This window comes from Acetivibrio saccincola (assembly GCF_002844395.1).
In the GTDB taxonomy this organism is placed as follows: Bacteria; Bacillota; Clostridia; order Acetivibrionales; family Acetivibrionaceae; genus Herbivorax; species Herbivorax saccincola.
This window is the reverse complement of sequence record NZ_CP025197.1, coordinates 3,416,997-3,433,389: the sequence shown is the minus strand read 5'-3', so window position 1 is coordinate 3,433,389 and position 16,393 is coordinate 3,416,997. Positions and strand designations below refer to the sequence as shown.

Below are 16,393 nucleotides of genomic sequence, written 5' to 3'. Positions count from 1 at the left end.
GCCCTTATTTATAAAGTAAATAACAAGGGATTTCACCTTTTTAGAACAAACCCTATTCCAAACTGGATTTCCAGAGTCCGTGAAGATTGCAGTAAGCATAAACATCTACATTGTTTCTGTCACGGAAAACAGCTTTTGGTTCATTTCCAGGTGAAAGTTCTATTCTTTCAATTCCATCATCAGATACAACGGCAATCCACTCTATATAATGCTCTTCTGTCATTGGATGTTCTACTGAGCCAACTGTAACGTAAATTTTTCCGTCTTTTCTTTCAGCAGCGGGAACGTGTTTTTCAGTGGAAGCATCAAAGGTATTCGGGTCAAGTTTTACCATGGGTTTGCCACAGCATACAAGTTCTCCTCCACCATTATTTATAAGCTCTACAAGGTTCCCACAGACTTCACATCTGAAAAATGCTATTTTAGATCTCATATTGACAGCTCCTTTCAAAAAAAATAAAAATTCTCTTCCTTCATAATGTTTATACCCAATAGTTCATACCGTAAACATTTTTTTAAAATATAAAAATTCAAAACAAAAGTCGTCATAATGTGTTCCCATTTAATTATTCATTTGCATATTATGCAGTATGTAAATTTATTTTGGAGAGATGTTCATGGCAAAATTTGACATAGGGGATATAGTAGTTAGAAAATCTTATGGAAAAGATATATATTTTACAGTAGCCGGGATAAGGCAAGATGAATTACGTAATACAGAATATGTTTTAAAAGGGGTGTTTTACAGAATAGAAGCGGATGCCCATGAGGAAGACCTGTTAAAAGAAGATGTTCGGAATGTGGAATTAAACTTAAGAGCGGAGCTTATGAGAGCAAGGAAAAATGCTTTAACAAAAGCTCATGTAAGCAGAAACTATTTAGGAAGAATATTTGGAATATACCGTTTGAGAAAAATACCGGGAACAATTTTGCACATTGATTCAAGCAGCAGGTTTTTGAATATGTGTACCAAGCTGTACAAGGAAGCCGGTATAAAGAGTAAGGGATATGTTGTGGCTGAGAAAAACCAACCAGGCATAATAAGACAGGCTTTGATGCGGGTAAAGCCGGATATACTTGTTATAACAGGGCATGACGGTATAAAAAAGGGAAAAAGCAATTTGAACAATATTGAGAATTACAGAAATTCAAAATATTATGTTCAAAGTGTTAAAGAAGCAAGGCGGTATCAAAAGGATCCTGATAAATTATGTATATTTGCAGGAGCTTGCCAGTCTTATTTTGAGGCGATAATGGAGGCAGGGGCAAATTTTGCAAGTTCACCCGGCAGGATAAATATTAATGCACTAGACCCTGCATTATTATCGGAAAAAGTGGCTCTTACAGACAGAAGGAATTATGTAACTCCTGAAGAAGTGGCAAGTATTATTATTTCAGGAAGCGCTGGTATAGGGGGAATAAAAACAAGGGGACGATTGACTGTTGTGTAACGGTATGTGCTTTTGCCTTGTCTTTCTATAGGGGTTGTTGTAAAATAAATAAAAAGAAAGGCAATCAAGGAGGAAGCTTTGGGTAAAAGTTTATATATAACGGAAAAACCTTCTGTGGCATCAAGTTTTGCAGAAGTCCTTGGCATAAAGATAACACCCCGGGACAGGAAAAGAGGTTTTGCAGAGTCGGATGATTCTGTAGTGACCTGGTGTTTTGGTCATCTTATTACATTGGCTCTTCCCGACGAATATGATCCCATATACAAACAGTGGAGAATAGAGCACCTTCCCATAATTCCTAAAGAGTATAAGTATGTTGTCATTGATAATGATGGTGTAAAGAAACAGTTTGAGACCATAAAGGCATTGATGACAAGGGAAGATATTGATTTAATATACGCATGTACCGATAGCGGGCGTGAAGGTGAGTATATCTACAGGCTTGTGTATGAACACAGTGGTTCTGCCAAGCCTGCAAAGAGGGTGTGGATTTCTTCCCAGACAGAAGAAGCAATCAGGGAGGGAATTAAAAATGCAAAGGACATAAATGAATACAATTCCCTTTCTGATGCTGCATACTGCAGGGCAAAGGAAGACTGGCTTTTTGGTATGAATTTTAGCAGGATTTATACATGCATGTACGGAAGGACGGTATCAAATGTAGTAAAGGAGGAAAAGTCCTCGGTTATTGCCGTTGGAAGGGTTATGACATGTGTTTTGGGTCTTGTTGTGGACAGGGAACAGGAAATAAGAAATTTTGTGCCCAAAAAACATTATGGAATAACTGCAAGTTTTTTATCCGGAAAAAGCAATCTTGAGTATAAGGGAAAGTGGCAGCCCCAAAAGAAAGACAAGGATGATGAGGAAAAATACATTGAAAAAAAAGAGGCAGAAGAGGTTATTGAAAGGCTAAAGGGTAAGGTGGCACAAATTAAAAAAGTTGATATCAAAAAAAAGAGAGAGCAGCCGCCCCTTCTTTTTAACCTTGCAGAGCTTCAGTCGGAAGCAAATAAAAAATTTAAACTTCCGGTGGAAAAAACCCTTGAAATTGCCCAAAAGCTCTATGAGAGAAAGCTAATAACCTATCCCAGGACAGACTGCAGGGTGATTTCTACAGATGTACTGGCAGAAGTGCCGAAGGTATTAAACGGGCTTTTTAAGAATCCCGATTACAAGGAAAATGTTTCAAGAATTAAAGAATTTGGGGAGCTTAGGGTAAAAAAGACTACAAAGAGGTTTGTTGATGATAAAAAGGTAACGGACCACTATGCAATTATACCCACTTATGTTACCGCTGATATGGACAAGATGGACAGCAATTCTAAAAAAATATATGATTTAATTGTAAAAAGGTTTTTGGCAATTTTTTATCCACCGGCAGTTTACAATACAGTGAGGGTTGAGACGCATATTGATGAGGAAGTTTTTGTATCAAACGCAAAGACATTAGAAGACCCGGGATGGAAAGAAGTATATGAGGTTACATCCTCTAAAGAGGATGACGCTACAAATGTACCCATTCACCTTTTAAAGAAAAATGAAAATTGCAAGGTGGAGGCATTTGATTTGGATGAGAAGGAGACAAAGCCCCCTTCCCGCTATACAGACGGTTCCCTTATAATAACAATGGAAAAGGCAGGGAAATTTATTGAAGATGAGGAACTGAGGGAACAAATAAAAACTTCCGGTATAGGAACTTCAGCCACAAGGGCGGGGATAATAAAGAAACTAAAAGACATAGGATATATAAATATAAACCCTAAAACCCAGGTTGTCACCCCTACAGTGAAAGGGGAGGCAATAGTTGAGGTGGTGAGAAGGACTGCTAAGGAGCTTTTAAACCCTTCCTTTACTGCCAGTTGGGAAAAAGGTCTTGCCATGATAGAAAATAATGAAACTACGGTAGAAATTTTTGAAGAAAAACTTCATAAATACATTATGAGGACGATAGATAAAGTTAAGAGAAGCAAGGGGAACTTTAACTTAGCCAGCATTATCAACCGGAGTTATTAAACAGATTGCCAGGCGCAGCAAGTTAGGACGTAGTAAGTTGTGAAAAATAAAAAAACGGCTGCAGCATATCAGTATACAAGCTGCAGCCTTTATAAAATTAATGCATTAAGGGGGATATAACAATGTTATAACTGTTATATCCTTTGTTATAACAATGGGGCTAAGAGCATGATTTCCTCATTGTTTCTGTATATTGTATCGAACTGTTGTATTGGAAGGGGATTTCTGCCTAAGCCCACTTCAATTGTAAAGCCTGGCCGGCGGTATTCTTGTATAAACCAATCTTTATAGCCTGCAAAAGCAGCTTCAGGGGGAACATCAGCAACTTCATAACCGCTGGCTCTTGCAAAGAGATTTGCAATTTCTAAAGATTCAGGTGGAGCCAGGTCCAAAAAAGACCAGAAAATAACCCTTCCTTGTGAATGATATGAAATAACCAGACTGAAATCCCGCCGGTTGGTGAAATTTGCAATAGCCGTTGTCTCAGGTTCTGACAGAGGGTATGGACCGCCGTACCTTGTAGGTCCCGGTCCGTATACGCCAAGTTCTTCTTCCTGGGCTTTTCCCAGTTCCCATCTGGCGGGATAATTTCTATTTAAATCAACGCCACGGATGTTGGCATTCCAAACTTCTGAAAAAGGCCTTCCGGTGGTATTCCAGGCAAGAAGCTGTTCATAAAAAGGATATGAAGGATCAAGACCTTTTAATACCAGATCTACTCCGTCAGGATTTACCATAGGGACGATATATATGCTGCTCCTATTCCATATATCAGCTATATCATATCCCCTTATCTGACCGCCTTCAGAGTATGCCTTTAGAAAGTTTTCGGCAAATTTCATAACCAGCGGGCTGGTAATCCATTCAAGGGAGTGGTGTGCACTGTTGTAAAAGACTTCATTAGGTCCGTTTCCCAATTTTAAATAGTATAGGTTTTTACCTAAAACACTTGTGCCAATGGAGCCTGTTTCCAGAAAAGGATACCTAGCTTTCAGGCCTTCTATGTCTCTTTCCAGTATCTCATATGTATAATCAATGTCGGTAAAAACCACTTCTATGTTATAGGGGACAACTATCTGCTGTCCGGGATATATAAGGTTTGGGTTTATCCCCGGGTTTGCAGTTATAATTGTATTTAGCGTGGTATTGTACCTTCCGGCGATATTGTAAAGGGTATCCCCTGACCTGACGGTATAAATATCGTATCCTCTTAAAAACTTTAAAAACACATTCCACGTTCTTTCCCTCACAATACCATCGGGGGTAAGACCGTTATCCCTTTGAAAATCAATAACCGCTCTTTGGGTTTGGGAACCATAGACACCGTCTATTTGACCGGGTGAATATCCCAGTTTTATTAAAAGGCTTTGAATAAGTTTTACATTTGGTCCTGTTGACCCAAGTCTTAAAGTCTCCATTTAGTACCACCTTCAAAATATTAGCTATTATATAGCATATTAAGGTGGTACTGTTTTTGTTCATGAAATTTAAATTATTACACTAAGAATAATAAATTATCACACTAAAGAATAAATTATTAACCACGAAATTAAACTATGGAATTAAACTATGAAATTAAACTACAAAATTAAGTGAGCTTTCAGAAAGCCAGCGTATTTTATCCCCTAAATTTTCTATATCTATACCTATACTTCCTAGTATTGCCGGAGCAAAGAAAGACAGCACTGTGAGAATGATTGCTGAAATTAAGGCTCCTAATAAAGCACAAAAAAGAGACTTTTTCATATCAAGACCTAAAACAGCAGCCACTGCTGATCCTGTCCATACACCTGTTGTAGGAAGGGGTATACCAATAAATATAATAAGACCAATTTCTTTATATTTTTCAATTTTAGGTGTGTTTTTCTGAAGTCTGTTTTCTATAAAGCCTGTAAACCAGTTTAAAAACTTAAATTTTTTCAGCCAATTAAATATAGGATTAAATAACAAAAGAATTATAGGTGCAGGTATTAAACTTCCAAAAAGGCAAGTTAAAAAAACTAAAGCGGGGTTTAAATTAAAAAGCAAAATTCCTATAGGTATAGATCCCCTTTGCTCAATCAGAGGAATTGCTGAAATAAAAGTAATAATAGCATAAGGTATTAATTTTTCCATTTTAAATCCTCCACACAGCACTTTTAATAGTACTTTACTTATATTTAAATTTTAAAATAAGTGCAAAGTATCCTTTTCAAATAGTTTGTTATTAAAATAACTTCTAACAATATACCATATTGTAGCTTAAGTTGCAATGCTTGTTTACCGTTGAAAGAAAAAGGGTAATTATATATACTTAGAAATATACTTTTATATACATATAAATATGCTTTAAATAATGAAATAAGATATGCTAATTAGTATACTTTATGGGAGGGGTATCATGTCAGTTCCTAAATTTTACATAGGGGATATTGTAGAGTTAAAAAAGCAGCATCCTTGTGGAAATAAACAGTGGGAAATTACAAGGCTAGGGATAGATATTAAAATTAAATGTTTAGGCTGCGGGCACCAGGTAATGCTTCCGAGGATAAAATTTGAAAAAAGCGTAAAAAAAATTATACAATCTAAACAAAACCAAGATACAGAAAATTAAAATTTATTAAGATTTAATAGTACTTAATAATATTTTAATAATATTTATTTAGACTTATTTGATTAATATTTATTAAGACTTATTAAAACATATATTAAATTCATATTGAGAATTATCCCCAAAATAGTGTTTTTTAAGGTTGAATTCTTTTAGGTTTTCATTGAGATAATAAAAATAAAAACCTAAAAGGATGATTTTATGTTTAGTGATGGCAAAGAAAGATTCAAAAATTTTACAAGGATATTGCTGACGGTGGTTTTCACAACTTTAGCAATAGCCTTAGTTATGATTTTTGGGCTTACAAGTTATATATCGAAAAACAATGTATCTAAAAATCCTGATTTTTCTTTACAAAAACAAAATACTCAAATGGATGAGAATCCTGATAATCCTCCAAGGAATATTCAGGTGGGATATTCAGAGGATAACAATTTTGTTGCAGATGTTGCAAGAAATGCATCTCCGGGGGTAGTTGGGATATCGGTTTTAAAAGTTGACAGCAACGCCCTGTTTGATACAGGGGCTTCCCAGAAATGGGGAATAGGCTCCGGGGTAATTGTCAGCCCTGAAGGGTATATTCTTACAAATCACCATGTAGTCGGAGGCAGAAACAAAAAAATTATAGTATCCCTGGCCGATGGAAGAAATATTGAAGGGGTGTCTGTGTGGTGTGAACCAGTACTGGATCTGGCAATAGTGAAAATAGAAGCCCCGGATCTCGTGGCTGTACCTTTGGGGGACGCAAGCAAGCTCAAGGTGGGGGAACCTGCCATAGCGATAGGAAACCCTTTAGGACTTCAATTTCAAACAACGGTGACATCAGGGATTATAAGTGCATTAAACCGTACCATTGAAATAACCACCGACCTTGGAACAAGTTATATGGAGGATTTAATCCAGACTGATGCCAGCATAAACCCCGGTAACAGTGGGGGACCCTTGTTAAATTCCAAAGGGGAGGTTATAGGAATAAATACAATAAAAGTAGCCAGTGCAGAGGGAATGGGGTTTGCAATACCCATAAACGTGGCAAAACCCATTATTAAGAGATATGTTAGTTTCGGTGAGTTTATAGAGCCCTATATAGGGGTTTTTGCCTACGACAGGGAAGTGATAAAATATTTAGACGGCAATATAGATTTAGAACATGGGATATATGTTGCCAATATAGATGAAAACGGACCTGCATACAGAAGCGGGATACGGACAGGGGATATAATAACCCATATTGACGGAAGGGAAATTGATACAATGATGGAATTAAGAAGTTATATATACTCTAAAGATCCTGGAGATAAAGTGACAGTAATATATGACAGCAAGGGTGAGACAAAAGAGGTGGAAATTATACTGGCAGCCAAAGAAGGTTATGGGGAAAACAGATAAATACTATGAAAAAACATACAAAAGCATGGTAACTTCTACAAAAACAAGGTATCTTCCGTAGAAAAAGTGGAAATAATTACAGGTGTATCAATAAATAGAGAACTTTACGGAGGATAGAAAGTTGGGTAAAAATAAAAAACTATATAAAAGAAGTGAGTTAGAGAAAATTTTAAGGGAGTATTTAAGGCAGGCCAAGTGCAAGCTAGAACATGAATATCCCGGTACCAGGGAAGCTATGAAACTTGTTGCAGAGAGTAAGACAAGAGAATTTATGCAAATTATGGACAGAGGGCTGGACCGGGAAGAAAGGGATTTTTTAAGCTCACTGATTGTATCAGGAATGTATCAGTCCTTTTGTTATGGATACGGAGTTGGAAAAGTTGAAGCAAAAAGTGAAAGTTAACAAAACCCTGCTCATATGCGGCAGGGTTTTGTTATTACCATTCTTTTGTTAGTAGGAAGATAAAGAATGAAAGGCATGGTAGTAGAAGTTAGCGTAAAGTTATTGTAGGGAATGAGACATAAAATACCATATATAATTGAAAAGAAGATGACATCCTGTTAAGATATTAATTAAGCAAAAATAATAAATAGAAAGGATGACATCTTCTATGTATAATAGTATACAACATTTTAATGAATTTGGGGTAAAAAGAATTGAAAAAAAGATAAAAAATTTTATTGAAGAAGGAAAAGACTTAGCTGATCTTGTTCTTGGTCTAAAAGAAGATTTATTTAAACTTGGACGCGATATACTTAAAGAAGTGCTTGAAGATATGGATGAATATTTCCGTAACTGTGAAATAAGGAAACAGTATTGGGAAATTATAAGAAAAGATAAAACAGCTATTTTAACGACATTTGGAACACTAAGTTATAACAGGACATATTTTAAGCATAAGGAAAATGGTAATAGACAACACCTAGTCGACAGGATTGTAGGTGTAGAACCACATGACAGAGTAAGTGCCGATGTTGTAATTAATGCAATAGATGAAGCAGCTGACAGCAGCTACAGAAAGGCAGGAGAAAAGGCGACATATATTGATGAAATCAGCAAACAAGCAGTGATGAATAAAATACATAATATTGAAATAGTTGAGCCTGAAATAAAAGTAGATAAAAAGAGAGAAGTAAAAATATTGTATGTTGAGGCCGATGAGGACCATGTAGCATTACAACAAAAAAGTATATTGAGACAGAATGAGAAGGGCAAGAGAAATACAATTATGCCAAAACTTGTATATGTGCATGAGGGAATTGACTTTGAAAAAAGTAATAAGAAGAGAAAAGTATTAAAGAATGTTCGATATTTTGGGGGAGTGTATAAGAATTCAGAAGATTTGTGGCTTGAAGTATCGGAATACATATATAAACAATATGACGTTGATTTTTTAGAGACGGTGTATATATCAGGAGATGGGGCGTCATGGATAAGGCAAGGAGTTAACTGTCTTTCAAAAAGTAAATTTGTACTTGATAGATACCATCTTCAAAAATACGTAAGAGTTGCGACCACACATTTAAATGATGAAGCAATAAGCCAAGATTTACAGGAGGCTTTGAATTTATCTGATAAAAAAATGCTAACAAAGGTTTTTAAAAAGATAATCGAAAAGACAGGCGATAATGAAAGTAAAATAAAGGCTATAAAAAATGCAAAGCGATATATTTTAAATAATTGGGATGGTATAGAAATAAGGTCAAACAGAGGAATAGTGGGTTGTAGTGCTGAAGGTCATGTGAGTCATGTATTTTCATCCCGTTTAAGTTCAAGACCTAAAGGCTGGTCGAGAAAAGGTGTAGAAAAGATGTCAAAGCTGATAATATACAAGAAGAATGGCGGTAAGGTATATGACATAGTTATGGCACAAAAACAAAAAAAGTTAGCAGCTAGTAGGCAAGAAATTCAGGAAAAATTAATTAAGGAATTAAAGAAGTCATCAAACAGGTATGAGAGTGTATGGAATAGTAATTTAACTGTTATTCATAAGGGGTGTAAAACTGGTTTATATAAAGAATTAAGGCGTATTATAGGTATATGCGGATAGGGATGAGGTAATAATAAAGCAAAAATTACGGGAAAGTTTACAAGTAAGCCTATCCAATAGGAATTATACATATCTGGAAAAAAGACAAAGAAAAAAAAAAAAACATAAAAAAAGAAAAAGAAAAGAAAAAAGCAAAACTTTAGTACCATGACCCGCGGAGCCCTACTACTTGTCAAGGCCGGGCTTTGCCCGCTTGTTTTAGCCTTGACAAAATGGAAAATGGTACAATAGAAATACTTTTTTCTTTTAAAAGTAGCGTTAAAATGTGAAGGAACATAGATAACAAAACGTACTGATTTGTGACAATCATTGAGTAAAATGGATTCTTTATAGGAAGAAAGAGTTATATGGTATAATAGAGAATAAGTTAGAGGAGTTATAAAAGAAAATAATTAGCTCAGCATGCAAATTATGCAAAATACTCTCGTTACTAAGAGACCGTTATTTGAAATAGTTGTATAAAAAATGGGATGCCATCTACTTTTCTTTTTCCTACAATAAATTGACGCTATCGTAGTAGAAAATCTCCTTTACAATTGGTATAGCTTGGAATATAATGATGTATCGAAGGGGTAGTGTTTTTTGTACAATCATTTGCTGTGGATGAATTTTACAACCACAAATCTCAAACAGATAATGAAATCCAGATAGAAAATGCAGAGGTGGGAGATGATTCTCAAAATAGTTTAGAAACCGATGTTGTATTGCCCACGGGTTTGGAAGATGACAATAGTGAAGAAGAGATAGAAATTCTTGTTGAAGATTCAGATACAGGATTAATAGCATGGTATATATTTGATGGAAATACCACTGACCTTATAAATAATAATAACGCAACTGTTTCAGGAAGCGTGGACTATATTGACGGAGTCTTTGGAAAGGGTATTGAACTTGATGGAAATGGTTACGTTTACATTGATGATTTAGAAATGAATTCTTCCCACAGGACTATTTCTCTTTGGGTGTCCCCCTATAAAAATAACAGTTCATCTAATATATTATCCAAACATGGAAGTAAAAATGATATAGAAGTTTTGCTTGGAACAACAAATGAAAGAGAATATTTTACACAAATAAATGTTGGCAATGAGTATTTTGATTTGAGTGATGAAACTTCAAAAGGAAGTACTTTTATAAGTGATTATGATTTAATTACGGAAACATTTGACGGAAATGAAATCAGGCTTTACGTTAACGGTATATTAAAAATAAAAAGATCTGCATCTGGAGAAATATGCAATAATGATTTACCGTTGGTTATAGGAACTAATGCTTATCCGGCGGGCTCAGAAGGATATTTTAAAGGGTGCATTGATGATTTGAGAATTTATAACCGTACATTATCTTCTGATGAGGTGCAACAACTCTATAATGAGGCAAGAGAACAACTGCCTGTAGATGATGTTCCGGACAACTTGGAGATTAAGTCAAAAAAATTAGGTAAAGATAATTTAATAGTATAGGAATTTGCATTTTAGCCTTTGGTCTTAGTAGGTAAAAAATACATGTCAGAGAAATAAAATTGTTGATTGGATTGCAAAATTTGTATAAAATAAAGTGGAATATATGTATAAAAGGTGGGTTATAGTTTTTAAGAATAAAAGTGATAACAGAAGAAGAAAAGAAAGACAAGAATATATTTAAGCAGATAATAGAAGAGAACTGGGAAGACTTCAAAAAGAAGTACCCATCGTATAACAAACCGTATTATGAAGAAGTTATAAAAAAGACATTGCTATGTGGGTCAGAGCAGGGAGGATATACGGAGTATAGATGTATGGAATGCGGACAGGGGATGAGGCGTATACCATTTACCTGTAAAAGTTGTTTTTGTCTTTCGTGTTCAAAAGTTTATACAGATGAAGTAGTAAGCCAAGTTAGTAAGATGCTAAGGTCTGGAATGAAGTACCGACATGTGGTGCTGACAATTCCAGAGCAATTAAGAGAAGTATTTTATAAGGATAGACATAACGGGAAAATATTGTCTGAATTAATGCGTACAGGCTACAGATGTGTGGAAGAAGTAGTAGGAACAGCAGTAAAAAGGAAAGTGAAAATAGGCATGATAATGGTGCTGCAAACCCATGGAAGATCAGGACACTATAATCCCCACTTGCATATACTTTTGACAAGTGGAGGAATAAATGAAGAGAGGAAAGAGTGGAAGGAATTGGGGTACCTGCCTTTTGAGATTATCCATACGAAATGGCAGTATCATTTATTGAACATGATAAGAGAACAAGTACCCACCAAAGAGATGAATAAAATGGTAGACAATTTGTATAAGTTATATACAAAGGGATTTGTTGCAAATGTAAGTAAGGGGGAAGCACCTGAGAAAGCAAAAGGTATTGCAAAATATTTGGCAAAGTACATGGCATCACCACCAATCAGTGTAAGGAGAATCATCAGATATGACGGTGAAACAGTAACATATTGGTATAATGATCATGAAACAAAAGCTAGAAAAGAAGAGAGTTTGGATGTGTTGACCTTTATAGGTCGTATGGTACAGCATATACTTCCGAAGGGATTTCAACGTATAAGATATTATGGTTTGCAGGCAACAAAAACATATGAAAAATGGAGTCAAGTGATAAAAGAAGGTCTTAAGAACTTTTGTAAAGCAGTACAAGGAGTTTATGAAGTAATTGAATCTAGGAATTATAGACAAAGATATAAAGAAAGTAGTGGGAAGGACCCGTTAAAGTGTCCTTTTTGCGGGAGTGAAATGAAAGTATGGAAAATATGGCATCCGATATATGGAGTAATATATGACGAAGAGAAAAATATCAGACAGGGAAAGTATGAAAAATATTCTAAACCAAGAGATAGAGGAGGATGTACCCTTCGGGGGTGCACCAGAATATTACAAATATCGATGTTCTCATTGTCACTTTGAGAACACAATGAATGAGGCCAATGTAGATGTGGCTTTCGGTTGGACTAAGAAAAGGACAAAATGTTCAAGGGGGTTAATGCCCGTACTTGAATGTCCCATTTGTTCATGCTTAACATATGAATGTGTGGATTAAAAAAGTCCGCCCGATAGGGCGATAAGTTCATTGGCTTTTTGTCAATATAAGAAGGAATTTAATTATTCATTCATACACAAAATTTGTTACATCCTTAAAGAAGCAGACAACAGTCGACCGTCATCAGATTAATTTCCACATATTACATTTTAAATCATATTTCACCTTTTTGTCACACCCGCGTTCTCTCAAAGAAGTTACGGCATTTTCCAAATCATCCAATGTGCTGATGCCATTGAGTATATATATATACCGATTTCATCGGTTTGAACTTCCTGTAAATCTATTAACAGTCCGTCCGTGCACATTTCAAACAATTCGTTAACGATATTTCCGTCCATGTTTTCTTTTCCTGATTTTTTTAATGCCTGTGACACTTTATAGTTCAAAACACTCTTATATTGCGATATATCGCATAAATATGTGTTGTTCCATATACCGTCGTCATGACATAAATAAGCGTATTCATTTATCAGACTGTCTATTTTAAAGGAGTCTAAAGGTTCTTTCATATGACTCATGTATAGCAGTCTGGCAAGTTCCTCTTTTGTTACCGAATCCAGTTGTTTTTCATTTTCAAAATCAACCCAGCAAAAATCTCCAAATGCCTGGACATTCTGCTCAATCAGGGAATCAGCCTGCTCTTTGGTGACATATTGCAGGAATAATTTCATATGGAACTTGTACTCATCAGGGGAACCTGCCATTATCCGTATGCCGTTATTCTTCATTGTAAGCTTATAAAAACTTTAATCTTCATACTGTATAAAATTGTTTTATGTCTATTTTGCCGGCAAAATATCAATAAACTTAATTAAATCAATTTCACATTTTTAGTATATTACTTAAAAAAGTCAAAACCGCACTTTACATATAGGTATTGCATTTTAATATGTGTTCATGTTAGAATGTTTTAAGTAAGCAGAGAGTTTAAAGTAAGTGGAGAGATGGCTGAGCTGGTCGAAGGCGCTTGACTCGAAATCAAGAGAACGTCATTGGCGTTCCGTGGGTTCGAATCCCACTCTCTCCGCCAATTATTTATTCTTAACAGAAGGAGTTTTTTTTTATGAGTAATAATCAGGTAGTTGCTAAAGTTGGGGACAGGGAAATTACAAAAAGAGAAGTGGAAGAGGTTTTAAAACATGTGGACAACAGAGCTAAAGCCGAATTTGCCGGTCCCGGAGGTATAAAGAAGCTGGTAACCCAGTTGGCACAGCAGGAACTTTTTTACTTAGATGCTGTAGAAAGAGGACTGGATAAGGAAGCTGACTATATTGAAGAAGTTGAAAAGACAAAGGCAGCTTTACTTAGAAGATATGCCATAGATAAATTTTTAAATGCGATAGTTGTAAGTGAAGAAGAGATGCAAGAATTTTACGAAAAAAACAAACAAAGATACATTCAGCCGGAGACCATAAAAGCCAGTCACATCCTTGTTAAGGATGAGGAAACAGCAAATAAAATTATTTCTGAATTGGAAAGCGGTTTGAAGTTTGAAGAGGCTGCAAAGAAATATTCCATGTGCCCGTCAAAGGAAAGGGGCGGGGATTTAGGATTTTTCCCAAGGGGAAGAACCGTTCCGGAATTTGAACAGGTGGCATTTACTTTAGAAAAAGATGAAATTACCAAAAAACCTGTAAAGACCAAATTTGGATACCATATTATAAAGAGGACGGGAAGAAGGGAAGCAATGCAGCTATCCTTTGCAGAAGCTAAAGATATAGTAAAAAGAGAGTTAATTTTAAGAAAACAGGAAGAAATTTATTTTAGCAAAGTTGAAGAGTTGCAGAATAAGTATAAAATTGAAATATTTATATAATTATTTTTATGAAAAAAGAGCTGAATTTAATAGTATAAAAACTGAAATGATGCAGAAAACCCATTCTATTATGCTGCCTGTTTTAAAAGTCAGGGGGAAAGAATACTTTTTATTAACAGGAAATAGTAGGCTTACCCCTCTTTGTGTACACATGTCTCCTAATATGTGGCTTGACATGCCAACACAAAAACTTAGTGAATAGTCAAATATGCCATAAAATCTAAAAGTATATCTCAATATAACAAAGGCTAAAACTACAGCTATAAAAGAGTGGGAATATCCTCTGTGGGTTGACAGAAGTAATGACAGCAAGTACAATCCCAGCAGCACTAAGGGTATGTGCCTGAAAAAGAAGCCTGCCGTAACTAATGACAATGAGATTAGTATTACCACGGCTTTTTTTATGCCATTAAAAATTTTAGATGATATGTTGTTGAGATTTAGTCCACCTAAAATTACCAACACCAAAAATAAATATATGTACTCACTGCCTCTTAGAAAAAGTGCCCCTATAATCATAAAAAGTGCAAATATAAAGTTTACCGCCGCCTTTATGTATTTTTGCTTTACAGGGCTGAATGCACCGGAAATAGTTGATTTGCCCGTATCTATATCACATATGAGAGAACCGGTAAAGGCAAAAGCATATGGAAGTAATTTTTCAGTTGCAGCGGCATTTTCTGCAAGCGGCAAAAAACTTGCTGCAGCAAGACCTATAAGTGCATGGGTATGTCCTTTCATTTTTTCTCCTTATCTAAAGTATTTTAACTAAACATTTTTCATATGTAGTTATTTATAAGTTATTTATATATAGTTACTTATTAGATAGTGGCTTATAGCAATATAGCAAATGCAAATATAAGTAACATTATGAGTACAATTATAAATACAATTAATTTAGTCAATACCTATTAATATTATAGTATTAGTGAAATGTTTTGAAAAGTGCTGTAAAGCTTTGAAGGGGGATTTTGTTGACATGAAATTTAAAAAAACCTATACTAATAATTAGAATTAACAAATTTAACATTTATATAAAAATTTTTATAAACAATTTTCGAATAAACACAAATTACACAAATAAATATTAATTATTAAATAAATCAAAATAAATATAAATAATTTTAAAGGTGGCATGTTATGATAAAAAAATTTTTAGTATATTGTCTGTTAATATTAATTGTTTTCACAATTCCGTTTACAGTAAAAGTGGAGGCATCTGATATTGCAAATCTTGGCTTTGTGGAAACTGACATAATCCTGTTTCCTGACGGGGATGCCCTTGTTTCTTACACCGTACGGTATAATTTGGTGGAAGGCAAGACTATGCTGGCATTTACCATGGGGGGATTTGACAGGATAAAACCTGTTTTTGATTTTGAAAATGCATGGGTTATAACTGATGACAATACTTCTTATGGTATTGATATAGTGGATCTAGGGGGAGGAAAATACGACATTATAAATGCCGGTGAAAAAAGGCTTGGGGGAAAACATCTCACATACAAGTTCAGGTTTATGGCAGATATGGCGAGGGCAGGGTATCTGGCTAAAACCACCTCCCGGGATGGTCACAAATTAGTGGTATTTCACTGGGCGCCCAGTGAGTGGGATGAGAAAATGGATCATTATACCGTCAGGATAAATTACCCCTTAGAGTATCCACGTAAATCTGCTTCAAGGGAAGAAGTGGAAGAATTTTTGCTGAGCCATAATTTTGCAACAGAGGAGTGGATGAATAAGGAATACCTTATAGACTACAAAGTGGAAATGATAGACGGGACGTACTGGGTGCAGGTACAGCTTCATAAAGATAATGTGCCAAAAAACTATTCTTTTAAAATCCAACAGTACATTTCAGAGGAGATTTTTACCGGTATTGATCATTTGGTTCAATTATGGATTCAAAGACAGGTGTATTTGCATGCCATTCTGCCTGCCATGATGCATGCCACTCAGCCTGTCACTCGGCGTGCCATTCGGCATGTCATTCTGCATGCCACTCAGCTTGTCACTCCGCCTGCCATTCTGCTTGTGTAAGCGGA

The 16,393-nt window shown here is 35.4% G+C and carries 15 protein-coding genes and 1 tRNA gene; 11 read left to right on the top strand and 5 right to left on the bottom strand.

Annotation, left to right across the window (positions count from 1 at the left end; genetic code table 11):
• Positions 1–52: 52 nt before the first annotated feature.
• Positions 53–433: a desulfoferrodoxin gene (locus tag HVS_RS15395; protein ID WP_101303725.1), complete on the bottom strand. Its 381-nt coding sequence runs from the start codon at positions 431–433 to the stop codon at positions 53–55.
• Between the two features lie 184 nt (positions 434–617).
• On the opposite strand from HVS_RS15395, the gene HVS_RS15390 reads away from it, so the two are divergent.
• Both HVS_RS15390 and HVS_RS15385 read left to right on the top strand, forming a co-directional pair.
• Entirely contained in the window at positions 618–1,451 is an 834-nt protein-coding gene (locus HVS_RS15390; RefSeq protein ID WP_101303723.1) for a sporulation peptidase YabG, read from the top strand.
• Between the two features lie 78 nt (positions 1,452–1,529).
• Positions 1,530–3,464 (top strand): DNA topoisomerase 3, encoded by a 1,935-nt coding sequence (locus HVS_RS15385; protein WP_101303721.1) that lies wholly within the window; start codon positions 1,530–1,532, stop codon positions 3,462–3,464.
• A 146-nt stretch (positions 3,465–3,610) separates the two neighbouring features.
• Here the strand turns inward: HVS_RS15385 and HVS_RS15380 are convergent, their stop codons facing one another.
• A complete protein-coding gene (locus HVS_RS15380; protein WP_101303719.1) occupies positions 3,611–4,882 on the bottom strand; it encodes a M14 family metallopeptidase in 1,272 nt (423 codons plus the stop codon).
• A 157-nt stretch (positions 4,883–5,039) separates the two neighbouring features.
• A complete protein-coding gene (locus HVS_RS15375; protein ID WP_101303717.1) occupies positions 5,040–5,579 on the bottom strand; it encodes a COG2426 family protein in 540 nt (179 codons plus the stop codon).
• Positions 5,580–5,844: 265 nt separating this feature from the next.
• Here HVS_RS15375 and HVS_RS15370 point away from each other — a divergent pair, with 265 nt between their 5' ends.
• The 6 genes from HVS_RS15370 to HVS_RS15345 all read left to right on the top strand — a co-directional run bounded on the left by HVS_RS15370 (position 5,845) and on the right by HVS_RS15345 (position 12,396).
• Positions 5,845–6,057, top strand: coding sequence for a DUF951 domain-containing protein (locus HVS_RS15370; protein ID WP_101303715.1), 213 nt, complete (start codon positions 5,845–5,847; stop codon positions 6,055–6,057).
• A gap of 198 nt (positions 6,058–6,255) precedes the next feature.
• Positions 6,256–7,443 (top strand): S1C family serine protease, encoded by a 1,188-nt coding sequence (locus HVS_RS15365; protein ID WP_101303713.1) that lies wholly within the window; start codon positions 6,256–6,258, stop codon positions 7,441–7,443.
• A gap of 121 nt (positions 7,444–7,564) precedes the next feature.
• The gene (locus HVS_RS15360; protein ID WP_101303711.1) at positions 7,565–7,846 is read left to right on the top strand and encodes a hypothetical protein; all 282 of its coding nucleotides are present in this window, start codon (positions 7,565–7,567) and stop codon (positions 7,844–7,846) included.
• Between the two features lie 208 nt (positions 7,847–8,054).
• Positions 8,055–9,494, top strand: coding sequence for an ISLre2 family transposase (locus HVS_RS15355; RefSeq protein WP_242971550.1), 1,440 nt, complete (start codon positions 8,055–8,057; stop codon positions 9,492–9,494).
• A 575-nt stretch (positions 9,495–10,069) separates the two neighbouring features.
• Complete coding sequence (locus HVS_RS15350) at positions 10,070–10,957, top strand: LamG domain-containing protein (RefSeq protein WP_101303709.1); 888 nt, start codon at positions 10,070–10,072, stop codon at positions 10,955–10,957.
• A 140-nt stretch (positions 10,958–11,097) separates the two neighbouring features.
• Positions 11,098–12,396, top strand: coding sequence for an IS91 family transposase (locus HVS_RS15345; protein WP_101303707.1), 1,299 nt, complete (start codon positions 11,098–11,100; stop codon positions 12,394–12,396).
• Positions 12,397–12,726: 330 nt separating this feature from the next.
• Here HVS_RS15345 and HVS_RS15340 read toward each other — a convergent pair whose 3' ends face one another.
• The gene (locus tag HVS_RS15340) at positions 12,727–13,260 is read right to left on the bottom strand and encodes a hypothetical protein (RefSeq protein WP_101303705.1); all 534 of its coding nucleotides are present in this window, start codon (positions 13,258–13,260) and stop codon (positions 12,727–12,729) included.
• Between the two features lie 210 nt (positions 13,261–13,470).
• Here HVS_RS15340 and HVS_RS15335 point away from each other — a divergent pair.
• Both HVS_RS15335 and HVS_RS15330 read left to right on the top strand, forming a co-directional pair.
• Positions 13,471–13,562 (top strand) — tRNA-Ser (locus tag HVS_RS15335).
• Between the two features lie 33 nt (positions 13,563–13,595).
• A complete protein-coding gene (locus tag HVS_RS15330) occupies positions 13,596–14,348 on the top strand; it encodes a peptidylprolyl isomerase (RefSeq protein ID WP_101303704.1) in 753 nt (250 codons plus the stop codon).
• A 6-nt stretch (positions 14,349–14,354) separates the two neighbouring features.
• Here the strand turns inward: HVS_RS15330 and HVS_RS15325 are convergent, their stop codons facing one another.
• Positions 14,355–15,089 carry a metal-dependent hydrolase gene (locus HVS_RS15325; RefSeq protein WP_101303702.1) on the bottom strand — a complete coding sequence of 245 codons (735 nt, stop codon included), beginning with the start codon at positions 15,087–15,089 and terminating at the stop codon, positions 14,355–14,357.
• A gap of 399 nt (positions 15,090–15,488) precedes the next feature.
• Here HVS_RS15325 and HVS_RS15320 point away from each other — a divergent pair, with 399 nt between their 5' ends.
• Positions 15,489–16,388 (top strand): hypothetical protein, encoded by a 900-nt coding sequence (locus HVS_RS15320; RefSeq protein WP_235827405.1) that lies wholly within the window; start codon positions 15,489–15,491, stop codon positions 16,386–16,388.
• Positions 16,389–16,393 lie beyond the last annotated feature (5 nt).